General features: G+C 45.1%; 13 protein-coding genes. 8 read left to right on the forward strand and 5 right to left on the reverse strand.

Translation table 11 applies throughout. The features are described from left to right. Window positions 1-245: 245 nt before the first annotated feature. The gene (locus FTT73_RS08320) at window positions 246-3,737 is read right to left on the reverse strand and encodes a PAS domain-containing hybrid sensor histidine kinase/response regulator (RefSeq protein ID WP_100356969.1); all 3,492 of its coding nucleotides are present in this window, start codon (window positions 3,735-3,737) and stop codon (window positions 246-248) included. Window positions 3,738-3,918: 181 nt separating this feature from the next. Here FTT73_RS08320 and FTT73_RS08325 point away from each other — a divergent pair, with 181 nt between their 5' ends. The 4 genes from FTT73_RS08325 to FTT73_RS08340 all read left to right on the forward strand — a co-directional run bounded on the left by FTT73_RS08325 (window position 3,919) and on the right by FTT73_RS08340 (window position 9,047). Continuing rightward, window positions 3,919-4,251 carry a DUF485 domain-containing protein gene (locus tag FTT73_RS08325; protein ID WP_005095096.1) on the forward strand — a complete coding sequence of 111 codons (333 nt, stop codon included), beginning with the start codon at window positions 3,919-3,921 and terminating at the stop codon, window positions 4,249-4,251. Between the two features lies 1 nt (window position 4,252). Further along, window positions 4,253-5,959, forward strand: a complete 1,707-nt coding sequence (locus FTT73_RS08330) for a cation acetate symporter (RefSeq protein WP_005095098.1) — start codon at window positions 4,253-4,255, stop codon at window positions 5,957-5,959. A 228-nt stretch (window positions 5,960-6,187) separates the two neighbouring features. Further along, on the forward strand, window positions 6,188-6,901 hold the full coding sequence (locus tag FTT73_RS08335; RefSeq protein WP_005095099.1) for an ion channel: 714 nt from the start codon (window positions 6,188-6,190) through the stop codon (window positions 6,899-6,901). Window positions 6,902-7,076: 175 nt separating this feature from the next. Next, complete coding sequence (locus FTT73_RS08340; protein ID WP_180077985.1) at window positions 7,077-9,047, forward strand: choline BCCT transporter BetT; 1,971 nt, start codon at window positions 7,077-7,079, stop codon at window positions 9,045-9,047. A gap of 68 nt (window positions 9,048-9,115) precedes the next feature. Here the strand turns inward: FTT73_RS08340 and omp33-36 are convergent, their stop codons facing one another. Next, window positions 9,116-10,030 carry a porin Omp33-36 gene (gene omp33-36, locus FTT73_RS08345; RefSeq protein WP_257232862.1) on the reverse strand — a complete coding sequence of 305 codons (915 nt, stop codon included), beginning with the start codon at window positions 10,028-10,030 and terminating at the stop codon, window positions 9,116-9,118. Between the two features lie 1,114 nt (window positions 10,031-11,144). Between omp33-36 and FTT73_RS08350 the strand changes: the two genes are divergently transcribed. After that, window positions 11,145-12,851: a diguanylate cyclase gene (locus FTT73_RS08350; RefSeq protein ID WP_100534515.1), complete on the forward strand. Its 1,707-nt coding sequence runs from the start codon at window positions 11,145-11,147 to the stop codon at window positions 12,849-12,851. A 392-nt stretch (window positions 12,852-13,243) separates the two neighbouring features. On the opposite strand, the gene uvrA is transcribed toward FTT73_RS08350, so the two are convergent. From uvrA to tenA, 3 genes are all read right to left on the reverse strand, one after another. Continuing rightward, window positions 13,244-16,075 carry an excinuclease ABC subunit UvrA gene (uvrA, locus tag FTT73_RS08355; RefSeq protein ID WP_180077987.1) on the reverse strand — a complete coding sequence of 944 codons (2,832 nt, stop codon included), beginning with the start codon at window positions 16,073-16,075 and terminating at the stop codon, window positions 13,244-13,246. Between the two features lie 181 nt (window positions 16,076-16,256). Beyond that, entirely contained in the window at window positions 16,257-16,625 is a 369-nt protein-coding gene (locus FTT73_RS08360; RefSeq protein WP_005095110.1) for a hypothetical protein, read from the reverse strand. A gap of 438 nt (window positions 16,626-17,063) precedes the next feature. Next, window positions 17,064-17,735, reverse strand: a complete 672-nt coding sequence (gene tenA / locus FTT73_RS08365) for a thiaminase II (protein WP_180077989.1) — start codon at window positions 17,733-17,735, stop codon at window positions 17,064-17,066. 222 nt (window positions 17,736-17,957) lie between these two features. On the opposite strand from tenA, the gene FTT73_RS08370 reads away from it, so the two are divergent. From FTT73_RS08370 to ssb, 3 genes are all read left to right on the forward strand, one after another. Next, window positions 17,958-19,046: a DUF475 domain-containing protein gene (locus FTT73_RS08370; protein ID WP_180191275.1), complete on the forward strand. Its 1,089-nt coding sequence runs from the start codon at window positions 17,958-17,960 to the stop codon at window positions 19,044-19,046. A 163-nt stretch (window positions 19,047-19,209) separates the two neighbouring features. Next, window positions 19,210-20,574, forward strand: coding sequence for an MFS transporter (locus FTT73_RS08375; protein ID WP_034608840.1), 1,365 nt, complete (start codon window positions 19,210-19,212; stop codon window positions 20,572-20,574). Window positions 20,575-20,625: 51 nt separating this feature from the next. Further along, on the forward strand, window positions 20,626-21,216 hold the full coding sequence (gene ssb, locus FTT73_RS08380; protein WP_005095120.1) for a single-stranded DNA-binding protein: 591 nt from the start codon (window positions 20,626-20,628) through the stop codon (window positions 21,214-21,216). The last annotated feature ends 118 nt before the right edge of the window (window positions 21,217-21,334 follow it).

The following is a 21,334-nucleotide window of genomic DNA, read 5'->3' on the forward strand; positions in this document are numbered from 1 at the left end:
AAACAAATAGATAATTAATTGTAAATAAGTGTACTGCTGTACAGGTACAGATTGGTCATTTTTTGCCATGGTGAATTAGAAAATGAACATTTTGGTCAATTTATTCGGCTGTATTTTCGGCATATTTGCTGCTTTTAGCACATTAGAATAAATTTTATGCAAGCTAGGTAATTTTCTGTGGCAGTTGAGTATAAAAAATGCCCATTTTAAGCTTTAAAATGGGCATTCATGAATGCAATACAATCTTAGGAATCAGAAATTTTCAGTCCGGATAACCATGATCGTAAGGATGCAGGTTTCAGTGGTTTTTTCAGCAATACAATATTCAGCTCTTTCAGGCGCTGTGGCAATTCCGGATCGGAATCGGCAGTAATCAGCGCCACCGGAACATCATTGCGGCGCTGTTCCAGAATAAAGTCTAAACCGATCTTGTTCTGATTGAGATGCTGATCGACCAGCCAGACCTGAATATTTTCCTGCTGAATTAGCCTCAATGCCTGCTCTGGTTCGGTGGCTTTAAAGACTTGATAACCCCATTTGCTCAACAAGGTCGCCATCCCTTCCAGAATGGTTTCATCATTATCCAGACACAGGATTTTAAACGCCTTGGTTTTTAGTGGTACGGCCTGAACAGGTGCATCGACGACTTTGGGTGCTGCAATGACAGGCACTTCAATCATAAAACAGGAGCCTTTGCCCAGCGCCGAATACACATGCACAGGATAATCCAGCATGCTGGTCATGCGTTGCACGATGGCCAGACCCAGTCCAAGGCCCTGTTCACCCCATGGAGAGGTATGGCCGCAACGTTCAAACTCCTGAAACAGCTTGATACGTTGTTCTTCGGCAATCCCCGGTCCGGTATCCCAGACGCCAATGCGGATATGATTCGGTTTGGTACTGGAGCGTAAGACACCGACCATCACTTTACCTTTGGCGGTATAACGCAGCGCATTACTGACAAAGTTCTGGATAATCCGGCGAATCCATTGTGGATCGGTATCAATCCAGAACTGCGCATCATGCACACTGAATTGAATGCCACGTTGTGCCGCAATGGATTTAAACTGCAGTTCCAGATCACTGAGCAGGTCATGTAGCGGATAGGCCTGACGTTTCGGCTGAATGGTACCGCCTTCCAGTCGGGCAATATCCAGTAGCGCAGACAGCATGCTTTCTGCGCCATGCAAGGCACGATCCAGTTGCTGCAAGGTCTTGCGGTCTTCGTCATTTTGTACACTTTGTTCCAAGGCAGTACTGAACAGACGCGCCGCATGCATCGGCTGCAACAGGTCATGACTGGCGGCGGCAATAAAGCGGCTTTTCGACATATTGGCTTTGTCGGCCTGTTCACGCGCCAGTTGCTGTTCGGACAAGGCATCGGCCAGCTGTTGAGTACGATCCTGAACCCGGGCTTCCAAGACGGCTTCATTTTCACGGAAGGCAGTAATATCGGCGAAAGTGGTAACGAAACCACCCCCTTCGATCGGATTACCACGCATCTGAATGACCCGGCCATCTTTACGAATCCGTTCAAATTCATGGGCACTGCCGACCTGCATCCAGTGAATCCGCTTGCGGACATGTTCTTCGACCGAACCTGGTCCACATTCACCACGCTCGGCGTTATAACGGATCAGATCCGCGATTGGACAGCCGACATAGACAATATCGGTCGGATAATCGAACAGTTTTAAATACTGATTGTTCCAGGCCACCAGACACATGTTTTCATCGACTACGCTGACCCCTTGGGTCATGTGATCAATCATGGTCATGATCAGATTCTGGTTAAAACGTTGCCATTGCGAGGCCTGATCGAGAATATTGGCGACCTGACCCAAGGCCAGACCATTATTGACCATGGCCGTGGTCAGCAGGGTACGGGCCGAAGCTGCCCCGATGGTGCCGGCCAGATATTGTTCGGTAAAACGCCACCACATGCCATTGGCGCTGCTGTTTTCATTCAGTTCGACACTGTTTTGGGTGCAAAATTGCTGAAAAGCGCGTGTGGTCGGTCCTTCACCGGTAATCCGTTTGGCCAGGGTAATCAGATCGCCAACTTTTAAACGGGCCACATCCTGATGCGAATAACTGACTTCAGTTGAGGGACTCTGCGATGGCAGTGGCTTGGTTTCATAATAGAAGAAACTTTCAGCCTGAATCTGTTCGGCAATACTCGGACGAAAAATCCGCGAAACCCAAATATATAGGATTGTATTCAGGCCCAGTGCCCAGACCACCCCATGCGTCAGCGGATCAAACGATTCGAAACCGATCAGTGCTTCAGGACGTAACCAGTTCCAGCCAAAAGGGCCGTTAGTGAGCAGACTTTGGCTAAAGCGGTGATAGGCTTCTGGCAGGCTGCGCAGAATGGTGGGAAACAGCAGGGTATAGGACCACAAGGCAAAACCGGTCAACAGACCCACATATACGCCCTGCTTACTACCACCGCGCCAGTACAGGCCACCGATCAGGGCAGGGGCGAATTGTGCTACCGCACTAAAGGCCAACAGGCCAAAAACAGAAAGCTGATCAATATCATTAAAGAAGTTGAAGAACAGGAAGCCCATTAACATCACGCCCAGAATACAGATCCGGCGGGTAAATTTCAGTACCAGCGGCAAGCGTTTATCATGTCGGGAAATCAGTTTCAAACGCCATAGCGCTGGCATAATCAGATCATTACTGAGCATGATGGAAAGTGCCACAGAAGACACCAGCAGCATCCCGGTAGATGCGGAAAAGCCGCCCAAGAATGCCAATAAAGTGAGCCAGTCCTGATTATAGCTGAGGGGTAAGGACAGGACCGCCACATCTGGAATTGCCAGATATTGCGGCGCCGCATGCAATGCCCAGCTGGCAATCGGAATAATCGCCAGCGTGGTCAGAATCAGATAAACCGCAAACCAGCGCCGTGCACCGCGGATATGTTTTTCATCACGCAGCTCCACCACTGCCACATGGAACTGGCGTGGCAGGCAGATAACTGCCAGGGCTGCCAGCAAGGTCTGAACCCAGAAACTTTGCGGAACCCCAAACAGCTGGACATCACGGAAGGTGGTACTGATATCTGTGCTGATCTGTGCCATATTTCCTGGTGCTTCAAACATAAAGAAACAGGCGACTGCCAGCAGGGCAAAGAGCTTGACAAAGGATTCAAAGGCCACGGCCAGCATCAGACCGCCATGCTGTTCAGTATTGGCAATCTGCCGGGTGCCAAAGATCATCGCCAGAATGGCCAGTACACCGGTCAAAAACAGCACCCCATTGGTGGTGTTGGCAATTCCGGCAGATGGTTCCAGAATGACTGCGGCACTCAGGGCAATGGCGCGTAGCTGTAAAGCCAGATAAGGCACAATCGCGACCACTGCCAGAATGGTGACCAGCGATGCCAGCGGGCCACTTTTACCATAGCGCGCCGCGACAAAGTCCGCGATTGAGGAAATCGCATGATGCTGTCGTACCCGTCCTAATCGGCGCCAGATATCATAACCGACGGCAACGAATAACAGCGGGCCAAGATAGATCGGCAGGAAAATAATGCCTTCCCGTACTGCAGCGCCGGTAGCGCCATAAAAGGTCCAGGATGAACAGTACACCCCTAAAGTTAAACTAAACAATAGCATGCGCCCACGGGTACTCAGCCGGCTGGCATGTTTTTCCCCGTAAAAAGCGCAGATAAAGAGCAATGCGATATAGAGGGCAAGTACCCCTATGATGAGCCAACTGTTCATATAGCCTGATGTGTGCTGAGCATGCCGCTATGATAGCGCATCATGAACGCTGCAGTTTAAATTGGTCATTTTTTAACGACCAAAGTCTAAATTACAAGAACATAGGATTCTTGTTAAGTTGTAATAGTGATAATTCGAATTAAAAATAGTTAGCCCATGGTTGGGCTACAGGAGTGTAACTATGGATGAGGCACAAGTAGATCGAATTCTACAAAATCCAAAATTCAAAGAAATGGTCCGCAAGAAAAGTATGCTGAGCTGGACCTTAACCGGCATTATGCTATTTGTCTATGTGGGTTTCATGTTGCTGGTCGGCTACAACAAAGAGTTTTTATTGTCTTCGCTTTCAGGTGGTGTAACCACGTGGGGGATACCGCTGGGTCTGAGCATCATTGTCTTGTCATTCATTTTGTGTGGCGTGTATTCCTATATTGCAAATAACACTCTCGACCAACTGACGGCAGAAGCCATACGTGAAGTAGAAGCAATTGCTCATGAAAAAGGACCACATTAAGATGAAATGGAATTCTCTTATCGCCCTTGCTGCAACCACAATGACCTCAGGTCTGGCCCTGGCTGGACCTGATCTGGGTGCAGCAGAACAGCAGGCAACCAACTGGCCTGCGATTATCATGTTCCTGATTTTTGTTGGGGCAACATTGCTTATTACCAAATGGGCAGCCAAACAAACCACCAGTACCAAAGACTTCTATACGGCCGGTGGCGGTATTTCCGGTTTCCAGAATGGCCTGGCGATTGCCGGTGACTATATGTCAGCAGCCTCTTTTCTGGGTATTTCCGCGATGGTATTCCTGTCCGGTTTTGATGGCTTGCTGTATTCACTGGGTTTCATGGTGGGCTGGCCGATTGTATTGTTCCTGGTCGCAGAGCGTTTGCGTAACCTGGGTAAATACAACCTGTCAGACGTAGTGTCTTTCCGCTTGCAGGAAAAACCGGTACGTACCTTGGCTGCTTTAAGTTCACTGGTTGTGGTCGCGTTCTATCTGATTGCACAGATGGTGGGTGCAGGTCAGCTGATCAAACTTCTATTCGGTCTGAACTATAACATTGCAGTCGTGATCGTTGGCTTGTTGATGATGGCCTACGTAATTTTCGGCGGTATGTTGGCGACCACTTGGGTACAGATCATCAAGGCGGTAATGTTGCTGTCTGGTGCGACCTTTATGGCATTCATGGTCATGAAAGGCGTGGGCTTCAGCTTTACCAACATGTTTGAACAGGCGATTGGTGTTTATTCAAAAGTACATGATTTAAGCCTGACAGATGCCACCAAGATCATGGGGCCGGGTAGTCTGGCGTCTAATCCGATTGATGCGATTTCTTTAGGTCTGGCATTGATGTTTGGTACAGCAGGTCTGCCACATATCCTGATGCGTTTCTTCACGGTAAAAGATGCCAAAGAAGCGCGTAAATCAGTCGTGGTTGCTACAGGCTTTATTGGTTATTTCTACCTGCTCACCTTCATCATTGGTTTCGGTGCGATTCTGTATGTATCGAACAACCCGCAATTCCTTGATGTTGCGAAAATGGCAGTGACTGGCAAGCTGGAGCTGGTCGGTGGTAATAACATGGCGGCGGTGCACCTGTCTGATGCAGTGGGCGGTGACCTGTTCATGGGCTTCATTTCTGCAGTTGCATTTGCCACGATTCTTGCAGTCGTTGCTGGTTTGACCCTGTCAGGTGCTTCAGCAATTTCGCATGACTTGTATGCCAACGTCTTGAAGAAAGGCCAAACCACGCCTGAATCTGAACTACGTATGTCTAAAATTGCAACTTTAGGTCTTGCGATCTTCGCGATGATTCTCGGGATTCTGTTCGAGAAACAAAACGTAGCCTTCATGGTCGGTCTGGCATTCTCGGTTGCGGCATGTGCCAACTTCCCGGTACTGGTATTGTCTATGTTCTGGAAAGGCTTGACGACACGTGGTGCCGTGATTGGTGGTGTTGCAGGTCTGGTAACCGCAGTAACCTTGATTGTGCTGTCTAAAGCAGTATGGGTCGATACTTTGGGTATTTCTGATACGCCAGTGAACCCGTTCAATGGTCCTGCAATTTTTGCGATGCCATTGTCATTCCTTTGCTGCTGGTTGTTCTCTGTGACAGATAATTCAGCACAGGCTCAAGCAGAACGCAAAGCCTTTGATGCTCAGTTTGTACGTTCACAAACCGGTATCGGTATCTCAGGAGCATCAGATCACTAAGATTTGATATCCTGCAAAAAAAGTCCCGTAAGGGACTTTTTTTATGCCCTTATGCTCCAAATTTTTTAGAGCAAGCGCCGTACTGAATTTGGGTGCGCTAGATTTTACTTTGATTTTTTCAATCTTTGCATATAAATCGTACAGCTATATACTGCTTTAATCATGCTATGTTAAGCCTGATAAAATAACAATACATGCGTGCATGACTAGACAAACAAGAAGGGCAGTATGAAGCAATCTTTGCAGCAGTTCTGGCACAGTTTTACCCATCTGCCCTCAGCATGGCTGCTTTGTTTACAATTGCTGATTTTGATCTTGTCCATGTTGAGTTATGAAAACCTGCCCTATCGGGCAATCACCTGGATGCTCGGTGTCCTGGTGTTACTGGTCATTGCCAAGGTCATTCGCCAGACGCCGATGTTTACCATTTTAGGACTCAGCTTTGTGGCCGGCGCAATTCTATTTTCTTCACTGATTGTTTTGGGCCTGCGCTATACCTGGGTCTATGTGACGGCGAATCTGTTTGAAGCCAGTGCATATTTTAGTGCTGCTTATGGCCTGTTGCGTTATATGTTTCATGACCGCTATCTTACCAAAGATGAACTCTTTGCAGCTGGAGCGGTATTTACCTTACTGGCCTGGGGCTTTGCTTTTCTTTATAGTGTCTGCCAGTTATGGGTGCCTTACAGCTTTTCAGATCCTGACTTGCAAGCCCATCAGCCTTGGCTAGATTTGATCTTTCTCAGCTTTAGTGTCCAGTCCGCCACGGGCTTGTCGGATGTGATGCCGGTCAGTCCGCTGGCACGGATGCTGGCAATTATCCAGATGTTTGTCGGGGTGATGTATCTGGCGCTGATTGTATCCCGCTTAATTGCCTTGCAATATATCGCACGTCTACCTCATAAAAAGAACGTGAAAAATAGAGAAAACCCGCCTGAGTAATGAAGTTCATCCTTTTATTGTATTGGTTACAGTAACTTAACGGCTTTATTTTGTGTAACATCCTAAAATAGCAGGAGATCTAGCTTCCATAGACTGAATCTGTCTGATCATTTTGACCTTACCAATAATTATTTGACGCTGTTTGTCGATCCAATTTTTAAAAAATGGAGGAGGTATGCCTTCCACAAAACCATCCTGGTTTGCCAATATCAATCCAAATGTTTTTATTAGTACTGTCGCCATTATTGCGATATTTTTAGCGTTGGTCGTATTTGCACCCGATGCTTTTTCAGTTTTCACCCAGCAACTGAACCAGTGGATTACCACCTCCTTTAGCTGGTTCTATGTATTGTCGGTGGCGATATTTCTCATCCTTCTGGTTTATATTGCCCTATCGGATATGGGCAAAATCAAACTGGGACCCGACCATAGCCAGCCGAAATATAGCAGTGCCTCCTGGTTTGCGATGTTATTCACCGCAGGAATGGGGATTGGACTGATGTTCTTTGGCGTGGCCGAACCGGTGATGCATTATGTCACGCCACCTGCCGGTGAACCGGAAACTGTACTGGCTGCACAACAATCTATGCGGGTCACCTTTTTCCACTGGGGCTTACATGCCTGGGCTATTTATACGCTTGTTGGCCTATCCTTGGCTTATTTTGCTTACCGGCATCAATTGCCTTTAAAAATCCGTTCGGCCTTGTATCCACTGATTGGTCAAAAGATCTATGGTCCGATTGGAGATGGCGTCGATACCTTTGCCACCATTGGTACGGTATTTGGTGTGGCCACCACGCTTGGTTTCGGGGTGACCCAAATCAATTCAGGTTTGAACTATTTGTTTGGCATTGAACAGGCACCCAGTACTCAGGTCATTTTGATTATTGTGGTCAGTGCCATGGCGGCGACTTCCGTATTTTTTGGATTAGACAAAGGAATTAAACGTTTATCTGAACTAAATTTGGTACTTGCACTGCTGTTGCTGATTTTTGTTTTTGTGGCAGGTCCGAGTATTTATCTGTTACAGACGACTATTCAGAATGCCGGCCAGTATGTTTCAAATCTGTTCAGTATGACCTTTAATCTGTATGCCTATCAGCCAAGTGGCTGGATTGGGGGCTGGACCATCATGTACTGGGCCTGGTGGATTTCCTGGTCGCCATTTGTCGGGATGTTTATTGCCCGGGTCTCGGAAGGGCGCAGTATTCGTGAATTTATCGTGGGTGTATTGCTGATCCCGACTGGATTTACCCTGATCTGGATGGGCTTTATGGGCAATGCTGCGCTGTATAGCATTATGCATGAAGCCAATACCAGCTTGCTAGAAGCAGTTCAGCGTGATTCATCTGTGGCTCTATTCGAATTTTTAGCTAATCTGCCTTTTAGCTCAGTAACCAGTATCATTGCGACTTTACTAGTGATGCTGTTCTTTGTGACTTCTGCCGATTCAGGGGCATTGGTGACTGATTATCTGACAGCAAAAAGTGAAAATTCACCGACCTGGCAGCGTCTATTCTGGACCGTGCTCATGGCTTTGTTAGCCATCATCCTCTTGCTGGCGGGTGGCTTAGAAGCCTTGCAATCGGCCACGATCATGAGCGCCTTGCCATTTACCTTCATTATGCTGCTGATGTGCTGGGGATTAATCAAAGCCTTACATCTGGATGTTACCAAAATGCATGCGCTGCAAGCCGCACGGATTACCCCGCGTGCAATTCAGAATCCGCGTAGTTGGCAACAGCGATTAGGCCTGATTATGCATTATCCGCATACCCAGGAAGAGGTGCAGCAGTATATTCACAATACGGTGAATAACGCATTTCTCAGCTTTCAAAGTGAATTGAAACGGCGCCGATTACATGTAGCGATTAGCCCGCTAGAAGACGGTATACAGCTCCGTGTTGATCATCAGGATGAAATTAATTTTATCTATCAGGTCAATGCCACTCAGACTTTAAGTCCAAGTTTTATGTCTGAACTGGAGAATGCGGGCGTAGATTCCTATCAGGCAGAAGTCTTTTTAAGAGAAGGCGGGCAGGGCTATGATGTGATGGAATGGACGCAAGAAGATCTATTGCAGGACATCATTGACCAATATGAACGTCATTTGCACTTCTTGAGTCTGGTACGTACGCCTGAGTAAATGAAGTCATAAAACAATAAAAAAGGACGCAATATGCGTCCTTTTTTGATTCAGAATCTAATCAGAAATTAGAAACGGAATTTGGCATTTACGCCGATCGTTTGAGTATCACGAACTTGAGCAGTTTGCGCAAGATTTGCTTCGTAGTTAGCATTTACATAAGATGCGCCAACTGCAACAGCAGGAGTAATGAAGTAGTTTACGTTCGCGCCCCAAGCTTTGTCTGGAGAACCAGCAAAGCTAGATTCCATATAAGAAGCACCAACGCTTAACTGTGGGTTAAGGAAAAGAGTTGTACCTAAGTTGTAGGCAGTATCTTCACCATAAACTAAACCGCTTTCAAAACCAATTGACATGTTAGTACCGTCGATTGCACCAACGTATTTAGTACGTGCAGTGATCGCATCTGTCTTATCAGCAATTGTTGCAGATTCAAGAGCAGCTTTAGCAACGCCGTTAGACACAATATTGAATGCATCTAAAGAAGCTTGGTCAGCAACGCTGGTATAACCAACAGCAACTAATAAGTTAGGAGCAACTAAAGCACCAAGTTCTAATGCATAACGGTCGCCTTGATCGTCAGTTGCGTTAGCAGTTTTGCTATCAGCAATGGTATGGCTATAAGAAGCGCTTGCATAAACAGGCACAACTGAAGTTGGAACGTAAGCTTCACCTTTTACGCCGTAAGTATGATTTACAGTACGTGAACGTCCAGCTTCTTCTTGACCATTTTCGCCATAGCTATACGCTAGAGCAACATTAGACGCTTGGTTTAGGAAGGCAGCTTCAGCTAAAGGACCTTTAGACGCATCTACATCTTTGAAGTAATAAGTACCTTGAACAGCACCAGTGAAGTCTTTGTCATTTGCAGTGTTATCGATGTACTCTGACTGACCTTGAACTTCGAATTGATATGCTTGAGCACCGGTCATCGCTAATAATACAGCAGTGGCTAAACCTAGTTTTTTCATGATATTTACCATTTTGTTACAAAAGATGTACAACATAGAACGTATTGTATTGTAACAATTTATTAAGTCAATCCGCTTTGAATTTAGTATTTTTTCGTCTTAAAATAATGTATTAGTTTTGTGTAATATTCATCTATTTAGCTTGAAATTGAATTTTATGTAAAATTTGTTTTATAACAAAAAGCTAGAGCTTAAAAATAGAACACTACGTCAAAGATTAAGAAGAAAATGTGTGGATATTATTATTCATTAATTAAATTGATTATTGATTTTTTATCGTAAAATTCAATTTATGTTTTAAGGATAAATTCATAAATATGTCAAAAAATATAAGATGAATTATATAATTCATCACGCTTTATTATAAATTGTACAAATTTAATGCAGAATTTCTCTAGAATTGTAATAGGTGTCTCTTTTTTGAACCAAAATGTGATGCTTTTTAATCTCGACTAGGCCAATCGGCTTTACATTGTTAATAGATTTTTACATAATATCAGTATCAGGTTAAAGTTCATGTTTCATTATGATTTAACGTGATTCTCCACAATTTTTTTATTGGCCCAGCTTTCCCCAAGGTTGGGCTTTTTTTTATCCGCATTTTTTATTTACTTTCTATTCATCTTCTAAGATAGAAACTGTTCTGTAGCAATGAACTTCAGCAATAAAGATAGTAAAAATAAAGCACTAAAATGGTGCATATTAATTCATTAATAGATGACCTAAAAATATAAGCACTAAAAAAAACCCCAGTTTTCATAGAAAACTGGGGTTTTTTCGCCAAAATTTGCGGGTAAACTAAAATATCTGCTGAGGAATAATTTAACTCGCCCTAATGCGGTGCATTATGCACCCAATTGTTGCATGTGTAAATAGTGCGGAAAGCAAGTTTTGATATTTTTTTTAATGCTTAAAAGTCCTGTATTTGTGTTGTATTTTTTGTAGGATAAAACCCATAAAACTTTAGCCTGAATTTAAAAAGTAGCGCTTTTAAAAATTAAAATCAAAAAAATATAGAAAAAACATTAACTAAGTTGAATTACCTACTTTAAGAGTATTTCATTTTATTTGTATAATAATCAATCTATTTAGCTTTGCTTGTCATATTGGGGCGTAATACAACAGCATGAATACCTTACGCTCTGAGTGGATCAGTAAACGTTTGTACTGGTCGATGTCGATTATTATTTTATGTTTACTTTGTATCTGTATTCCCTTAATTGTGAGTAGCAGTCAAAGTTATTTAAAATCCAGACAAACCTATCAACAATTGAATGCATTGCAGCAGGTCGCTGACCTGGCAAATAAAATTTCGCGTGAGCGTGCGCCTGCCAATAAGGCCATGTCCAGTTCGGTGCAGGAATTTGCCCAGCATCAGCAAGAGTTAATCAGCTACCGTCAACAGGTGGATCGGCAGCTCTCCCAGACGGCTGATGTCTTGACGGAGGTCGGTTTTAACAACCTGAGTCAGCAACTTTCACAGCTTGAGAATAGTTTGAAAAAAGGGCGTGCACAGGTTGATGCTTATACCCAGATGCCGCGTCAGCTGCGCAGTGCTCAGGAACTTGATCAGGCGATTCTGGCGATGTTTGCTGCCTGGGAAAGTTGCCGTGAACTTTTGCGTGACGTGGCGGTGGCTTCAGATAGCTCATCGACCCCTCTGAATAACTATATTAGCCAGATTCTATTTTTATCAGATTTACGTGATCAGGCCGGTCGTGTGGCCTCGTCTATCATGGCACATGTGACTTTTGAAGCTCCGCTTCCCACTGAAAATATTACCCGCTCTTTACAGACCCAACATCAGGTGCGTTATTTGTGGGCCTTGATTGATACCATTCAACCTGTTCAAGATAAGACTGAGGAATTCATCCGTTTACATCGGCGGGTAGAAACCGAGTTTATTCAGCAAGGCTTACCGATTGTGAGTGAGCTGATCAGTGACAGTCTGGAGCAACGTGACTACCGTTTGAGCGGAACAGAGCTGACTGAAGCGATCGTAGATAAATTTGCGACTGTGGTAGACCTGCAAACTTACCTGCTGCAATATAGCAGAGATGCCGCTATTCAAGAGATGAACAGCAATATGCAGCGTTTGATCTGGAGCGTGTTGGTATCGCTGATTTCATTGCTGACCGCGATTTCAACCATGATTTTTGCACGTAAACAGGTTTTTCTGCCGCTAATTCAGGCACGCCGCATGTTGTTGAGTTTGTCTAAAAACTCGGGTCGTCAGAAAATTGATATGCGGCTGCGTGAAGTGAATCATTCTGATTCTTTATTCGCTGCCATTCAGAAATTGCAACAGATGTTGCAAGAACGTGATGCGCTAGAGTTCCGTTTAAAGAATATTGCCCATTCCGATTCTTTGACCGGATTATCCAACCGTTTCGCGCTAGAAGAATATATCCGTTTTCTGGAAAATCAGCCGGGCCAACTGAGCCAAACCTGTTTGATGATTATCGATATTGATCATTTTAAACAGGTGAATGATCGGTATGGGCATATTGTGGGTGATCAGGTGATTCAACTGGTGGCCGAACGTTTAAAGGCCAATGTTCGGGCGACGGATTTGCTGGTGCGCTATGGTGGCGATGAATTTCTGGTACTGATTGAAAATATTGAGATGGATCAGGCACTGATCGTTGCAGATAAAATCCGGGCTGAAGTGGCTGAGCGCTATATTCTGACTGCGCTAGGAGATGAGATCCAGATTTCGGTCAGTATCGGGGTGGCGATTGGGGCTGTTTCCTGGATGGCTTTGTTGTCAAATGCCGATGATGCTTTGTTTAAAGCCAAAGCGAAGGGACGGAATGTGGTGGCTGAGGTTTAGTCTAAAAGATTCCTTCTCTACTTTTGACTGCACAAAAGTAGCCAAATGCATTTGTTCGACTGATGCTAAGTCCCTTTAGCACAGTCAAACGGGCAACATCCATGTTGCCAGTCATGTGATTTAATTTGGATGATCTTTAGACTTAAGTTGGTCATGTTCATGCCAAATTATTTCCAATGCATCAGACTAAAAAGACGCATGAAAACTGGCAGCCAATTCATTCTTCAATAGATAAGTATTTTGATGCCTATGAAGGTTATATCTCATCTCATGATGCTAAAAAGGTAGATGATCAAATATTGGCACAATTGGCTGAAGAAATTCGTTCAATAGGATCATGAAAAATAAAAAGCCCTCCTTGATAAAAGAAGGGCTGATAAATCTTGGATAGCTTATTTCAATAACGCTTTCAAAAACTTACCCGTATGTGACGCTTTGACTTTCACGACTTCTTCAGGTGTACCTTCCGCGACAATCATACCGCCACCAGAACCGCCTTCAGGGCCAAGGTCTACGACCCAGTCTGCGGTTTTAATTACATCCAGGTTGTGCTCAATCACCACAATGGTATTACCTTTGTCACGTAGCTGATGCAGGATATCCAGCAGTTTGGCAATATCATGGAAATGCAGACCCGTGGTCGGTTCATCCAGAATATACAGGGTTTGACCGGTATCGCGTTTGGCCAGCTCACGCGCCAGTTTGACCCGCTGTGCTTCACCACCAGAAAGAGTGGTCGCAGACTGACCCAGACGGATATAACCCAAACCTACCTGATGCAATGTTTCCAGACGACGGTGAATGACGGGAATGGCATCGAAGAAATGCATGGCATCCTCAACGGTCATCTGCAACACATCGGAAATATTCTTGCCCTTATAGTTCACTTCCAGCGTTTCACGGTTATAACGTTTGCCATGACAGGCATCGCAAGGCACATACATATCCGGCAGGAAATGCATCGCCACCTTGATCATGCCGTCGCCTTCACAGGCTTCACAGCGACCACCTTTCACGTTAAACGAGAAACGACCCGCGGCATAACCACGTGCTTTGGCTTCCGGAGTTTGTGAAAACAGTTCACGAATCGGGGTAAATAAACCGGTATAAGTGGCCGGATTGGAACGTGGGGTTCGTCCAATCGGACTCTGGTCAATATCGACGACTTTGTCGAGGAACTGCAAGCCATCAATCGATTCAAACTTTTCCGATGTTAAAGTGGTTGCACCATTCAGTTGGGTCGCCGCCAAAGGTAACAATGTCCGGTTAATCAAGGTCGATTTACCCGAACCCGATACCCCGGTAACACAAGTCATAATGCCCAAAGGAATGGTCAGATCGACTTTTTTCAGGTTATGCCCAGATGCACCCATCAGCTTGATCTGTTCTTCAGGTTTAGGTGGCTGAATCCGTTTTTTCGGCACTTCAATTTTTAACTTGCCAGACAAATATTGTCCGGTCAGCGAGTCAGGATTGGCCAGAATTTCATCATAAGTCCCTTCAGCAATCACATGTCCACCATGTACACCTGCACCCGGGCCAATATCAATAATATGATCGGCGGCACGAATTGCATCTTCATCATGCTCGACCACCAAGACGGTATTGCCCAAGTCTCGCAGACGGATCAGGGTTTGCAGCAGACGGTCATTGTCACGCTGATGCAGACCAATTGAGGGTTCATCCAGCACATACATCACGCCCATCAGGCCGGCACCAATCTGGGAAGCCAGACGAATACGCTGTGCTTCACCGCCCGACAATGTTTCGGCAGAACGCGACAGGCTGAGATAATTCAGACCGACTGAGACCAGGAAGTGCAGACGTTCACGGATTTCCTTGAAAATCTTGTCGGCGATTTCTCCGCGTGCGCCTTCTAGGTTAATGTCCTGATAATAGCTTTCGGCATCACCAATCGACATGCGGGTAATGTCGGCAATGGTCTTGTCCAGAATTTTCACATTCCGCGAGATTTCATTCAGCCGTGAACCATCACAGGCATCACAGGCAGCATTGGACAGATACTGCGCCAGATCATCACGCACATAATTACTTTCAGTTTCACGGTAGCGGCGTTCCAGATGCGGCAAAATCCCTTCAAACGGAATCACCCGATTATGACGACGGCCACGCTCATCGATATAACTTAGATCAATTTTTTCTTTGCCGGTGCCGTACAGGAATTTTTTCTTGGTGTCGGCATCCAGTTCATTCCACGGCGTTTCTAAAGAAAAACCAAAATGCTCGGCGACTTTCTGGATCATGCCGTAATAATAAGGACGCTGACGGTCCCAGCCACGAATCGCACCCTGACTGACACTGACTTCAGGATTGGGAATCAGTTTATCGGCACTAAAATGACTGCGGGTGCCGAGACCATCACAGACCGGACAGGCACCAAAAGGGTTATTGAACGAGAATAAACGCGGTTCCAGTTCTGCGACAGCGCGGTCACATTCCGGGCAGGAATGCTTGGCAGAAAATACCCGATCATCATGTTCATCCTTCATCCAGGATAAAATCGCAATATCGCCACCGAGGCGCAGTGCAGTTTCAAAACTTTCTGCAATACGGTTGCCCAGATCATCACGGACTTTAAAGCGGTCGACCACGACTTCAATGGTATGTTTTTTCTTTTTGTCCAGTTCTGGTGGCGGATCAATTTCCATAATCTCGCCATCGACGCGGGCACGGACAAAACCTTGACTCTGTAACTGCTCAAATAAGGCGGTATATTCACCTTTACGCTCACGCACCACCGGGGCAAGCAGCATCAAGGCTGTGCCTTCTTCCAGCACTTTGACTGCATCGACCATTTCCGTGACGGTTTGTGCCACCATCGGCAGGTCATGTTCTGGACAGAAGGGCGTACCGACACGTGCATACAGCAGACGTAAGTAGTCATAAATTTCGGTAATGGTACCCACGGTAGAACGCGGGTTATGGCTGGTCGATTTCTGTTCAATCGCGATGGCTGGACTGAGACCTTCAATCGAATCGACTTCCGGTTTTTCCATTTGTGAAAGGAACTGGCGTGCATAGGCAGACAGCGATTCCACATATCTGCGTTGACCTTCGGCATATAAGGTATCAAAGGCAAGCGAGGACTTACCTGAACCAGACAGTCCCGTAATCACCACAAACTTGTCGCGTGGTATATCAAGGTTCACATTTTTCAGGTTATGGGTACGTGCGCCTCGAATACGGATGTGGCTTTGGCTCATGCAAGGATCCTAGAATATTCATCAAAAACCCTTATATGATACCGGATGAAAAATGTTCAAGTGCAAATAAAAGTATTTTAAACGTCAAGTTATGTCGGTGATTGGTCAATTCATCACAATACCGAGAAATATCACAGTAGATCGCTTCACTGTTCAGAATGACTAGACGTGAGGGAAGTTCTTAACAAGCTGCTGCATAGCGGCGTTCAAAGATCGATTCAACATCCTCAAAGCAGGTGTCACGTGGTATATCATGATGCAGACGTGCATAGAAATTAACTTCATTTTCCAGAATTTGCAAAAAGCCCTCATAGTCTTGTTCGAAAAAATCCAGGTCGAGCAAATCATTACGACGGGCCTGATGACAGCGGTACTTTTCAATAAATTTCAGCAGATGTTTCTGGATATGCGTGTTGGTATGGTAAATCAGGTAAGTTGCTGCTGAACCACAATCCAGACAGCCCTGTTCCAGATAAATTTCTTCATTATTCAACCAGCAACATTGCACCGTAAAAAATGCCCGAATCGCCTCGGTACCTAAAGTGTCCATATCTGATGCCTCTTTCTGGGACTAAACCATTAAATGATAATTATTCTCATTTATTATGCGGCAATTTGTGGCGAATAGCTAGGTTTAGCTTACTCGCCACTCAGCAGTTTTGTTGTTCTTTTCCCAGACTAAGCCGTTTTTATGATCAATTGATGACAATAGATCCGATTTTAATCGATAAGATAAAGAAGCCCAATCTTCAACAGTAATACTGATCAGTTAAGGCGTTTAGAAATAGACTCTTTAATTTTTTAGTCATCCACGACGGAGTCTTAAGGTTTTAAATTAAAAAACCTGTAAATCAGTTGTTACTTTGGTTTTGCCCAGTGGGTGACTTTTCCAGCTATTAAATATAATTATGAATTTAAAAAAGAAAATGCCAGTCAATTTCTTAACTGACTGGCATTTCGGTCTTAAACAGGACTTTTTTTGTGCATCTTATTGGTCCAGACCAGGCCACTGGCGTTGCTCAAAGGCGCTGTCCCAGAATAACCATTCCAGACGGGCCGCATGCGTATAAGCTTGGTGCATTTTTTCCAGCGTATCGGCATCAACGCGCGCCGCAACACGGTCAATGGTCGCAATTACATTACGCACAGCCGTGTGGAATTCTTCGCCTGAATAGGTATCCACCCAGGCCTGATAAGGATTATTCAGTGCAGAATTATCGACTATATCTTTGCCGACTTCTGCATAAATCCAGAAACATGGCAGTAACGAGGCCAGCACCACCGGGTAGCTTTCTGACCAGGCAGTTGAAGTGAGATAAGAGGTATAATGATGGCAAGCCAGCGTCAGAGGAGTAGTTTCGAACTGGTCTTTGCTAATGCCAAAATCCTGCATAAAACCGTCATGCAGGCTACGCTCCACCACAATCGCAATTTTGGCGGCTTCAGCAAACTGAATCACATCATCTGCCTCAAATGCTTTGGCGGCACAGACTGCCAGTGCACGGCCATAGGCCAATAAATAATGTGCATCCTGAATCACATAATGACTAAAGGCCTCACGGCTTAATGTGCCTTGTGCCAGTTGCTGATTAAAGGGCAGAGCCAGGGTCTTCTGATAAAGCCCTAGATTACGTTGCCATAGCTCTTGTGAAAAACTCATGCGGAAATCCTTCGCAGTTCAAGTTAAACCATGCAGCACTATAGCAAAGATCGGGCTGTTGAAAAGAACGGCAGATTTTAGAAACAGAAAATAAGCTAAAACAGCTCAGGAAGTGCTTTGGTTTATGCGCTAAAAGTTTCATAATTATCCCAACTTTTTTCCATTCATATTGCTGTCCTCTGGTCGCAATATATTTATTTAATTTATCCAAGGTCGTTGTGTATGTTGAAACATTTTGGTTTCTCAATTGTATTTACGATCGTGTGTCTTGGTTTGTCTGCATATTGGGGCTATACCCACGGGCCTGAAGCAGGCTTAAAGACCATGTTTACGGTACTGACCATTACAGCCATTCTTGCTGTTATGGAAGTGTCGTTATCGTTTGATAATGCTGTGGTCAATGCCTCGGTACTACGTCATTGGGATCATTTCTGGAAAATGCTGTTCCTGACCGTGGGGATTTTGATTGCTGTTTTCGGTATGCGTCTGATTTTCCCGATCGTGATTGTGGCGGTAACGGCAGACATGGGCTTTGTTGAAGTGATTCAACTGGCATTGAATGATCCGAAAGAATATTCCACACGTTTAATGGAACATCATCCGGAAATTGCGGCATTTGGTGGCGCATTCTTGTTAATGGTGTTCTTAAACTTCTTCTTAGATAATGAAAAAGACACCCACTGGTTCCGTCTGATTGAACGCCGTTTAGCAAATTTAGCCAGCGTCCCGGCTTTGTCAGTATTCGTAGCATTGGTGGCTTTGCTGATTATGGCAGCCAATGTCGACGAAGCGAAGCGTCTGGTGGTGACCATGGCAGGAATCTGGGGTATCGTGATTTATATTGGTGTTCAGGTCTTGAGCCATTTACTCGGTGGCGAGCCAGAAATTGATGAACATGGTAATGCCGTTGGTCATGACAGCAATGGCGTTCCAACAGGTGTCGTCAAAGCGGGTATTGGTGGTTTCCTGTATCTGGAAGTCCTCGATGCCTCTTTCAGTTTTGACGGCGTGATTGGTGCCTTTGCGATTACTTCAGATGTTGTCGTGATCATGCTCGGTCTGGCCATTGGTGCGATCTTTGTCCGTTCGATTACGATTTATCTGGTCGAAAAAGGCACTTTAGATGCTTATATCTACCTGGAGCATGGTGCGCACTACGCGATTGGTGCACTGGCATTTATTATGATTGCCAGCGGTACAGGTTTACATGTTCCTGAAGTGGTGACCGGTTTGATCGGTGTGGCATTTATTGTCTGGGCGGTTATCGCATCCATTCAGTACAAAAAACGTCAGGCAGCTCTGGGTCAATAAGTCCATTTGACTGAAATGGCAGTATAAAAAGCGTAGCTCCGGCTGCGCTTTTTTTATTTTTAGATCAGCATCATCTTTATTTCAAATAAAATTCATGTCTTCTTCATGAGCTGAATGTCCTATAATCTGGGCTCCAGATTAATTAACCCAATCGCCATAATTTATGATGAATGCTTTAGAACGTCGTTCAACCTTTGCCCTGAGCAGTATTTTTGCACTGCGCATGTTGGGGTTGTTTATGATTATCCCGGTGTTTTCTGTGGCAGGGCAGGCCTATGACGATGCAACGCCTGCACTGATCGGTTTGGCGGTCGGGGTCTATGGTTTGACTCAGGCCTTATTACAGATACCATTTAGCCTGATTGCAGACCGCTACAGCCGTAAGCCTTTGATTGTTTTAGGACTGCTGCTGTTTGCCTTGGGTGGTGCGATTGCAGCCATGTCTGACAGCATTTATGGCGTGATTATCGGTCGTGCCATTGCCGGCGGTGGCGCAGTATCCGCTGTCGTCATGGCCTTACTGGCCGATGTCACGCGTGAAGAAAACCGCATGAAAGCCATGGCAATCATGGGCATGAGTATTGGTCTGTCTTTTGTGGTGGCATTTAGTCTCGGGCCTTGGCTGACAGGTCTGGTTGGCATTTCGGGATTGTTCTGGGTCACCACGGTGATGGGATTGGCTGCCATTGCGATGCTGTTTATGGTGCCTAAAGTCACGCGGCATCATAAAAACTTTCAACAGGGTTATCTGACCCAACTGAAACAGGTGCTCCAGATTGGCGATCTGAATCGTCTGCATGTATCTGTGTTTACCCTGCATTTATTGCTCACAGCCATGTTTATTTATGTGCCTTCGCAGCTGATCGAGTTTGCAGATCTGCCACTTTCTAGTCATGGTTTGGTCTATTTACCCCTGTTGGTGCTAAGTCTGTTCTTTGCTTTTCCGAGTATTATTCTGGCAGAAAAATACCACAAAATGCGCGCGATTTTTCTGGTGGCGATTAGCGGTATTATTCTGGGTTTAATGGTGATGGTCTTTGGTTTTGAATCCAAATATATCTTGCTCATTGGCCTGGGTCTGTTCTTTATTGCCTTTAATGTGATGGAGGCCTTATTGCCTTCCTGGCTGTCTAAAGCTGCGCCAATCCAGTCTAAAGCGACGGCAATGGGCGTGAATGCTAGCAGCCAGTTTTTGGGTGCCTTCTTTGGGGGAATGATCGGTGGTCAATTGTTGCTGCTCAATAATACCTCGATGGGCTGGAGTATCCTGACCGGGATTGCGATTGTTTGGCTGCTGATGAGTTTCGGGCTAGCTCAGCCACGCTATCTTTCATCACTGGTGCTGCGTTTGCCGGAAAGCAGACAAACTGACGAATGGACTTCTCAGCTTTTGGCGATTCGTGGTATTGAAGAAGTCGTGGTGATGGCTGAACAGCAAGTTGCCTATATAAAAGTCGATAAACAGCAGATTGATGATGCTTCGCGACAACAATTAACGCACTTGTTAGGTAAAGAGGTAGCCATTTAAGCATAACTCTTATAAAGTAAAATACAGAAATATATAGGAAGTAAACAGCAAATGCGTGGTGTAAATAAAGTCATTTTAGTGGGTACTTTGGGTAAAGATCCGGAAACCAAAACTTTTGCAAATGGTGGTTCTCTCACTCAATTTTCGATTGCTACCAGCGATTCGTGGACAGATAAAAGTACCGGTGAACGTAAAGAACAAACGGAATGGCACCGTATCGTGTTGCATAACCGTTTAGGCGAAATTGCGCAGCAATATCTGCGTAAAGGCTCTAAAGTATATATTGAAGGTTCATTACGTACCCGTCAGTGGACTGATCAAAATGGTCAGGAGCGCTATACAACGGAAATCCGTGGTGATCAAATGCAGATGCTGGACTCGAATCGTTCACAAGGCGAGCAGGGCGACAACAGTTTTAACCAGCCACGTTTTAATAACAATAATCAGGCAAGTAACAACCAAAGTGGCGGTTATGGCAATAATCCCCAGTCGGGTTATGGTTCAGCGCCGCAGCAAGGTGGTTTCAATAACAATCAGGGTGGTGGTTATGGCAACAATAATCCGAGTGGTTTTGCGCCGAAATCTGCACCTGCACCAACAGCAGCGCCTGCAGCTGATTTAGATGATGATCTTCCGTTTTAGATCATATATCCAATTAATTTGTTAAATTATTTGAAGTATAACTGTTTTAAATATATTTAATATTAATCACTTAAATAGAAAAATAGCTTCTTTTATTTTGTTAATAATTGAGGCTATT

Source organism: Acinetobacter sp. YH01006 (genome assembly GCF_013420445.1).
GTDB lineage: Bacteria > Pseudomonadota > Gammaproteobacteria > Pseudomonadales > Moraxellaceae > Acinetobacter > Acinetobacter pseudolwoffii.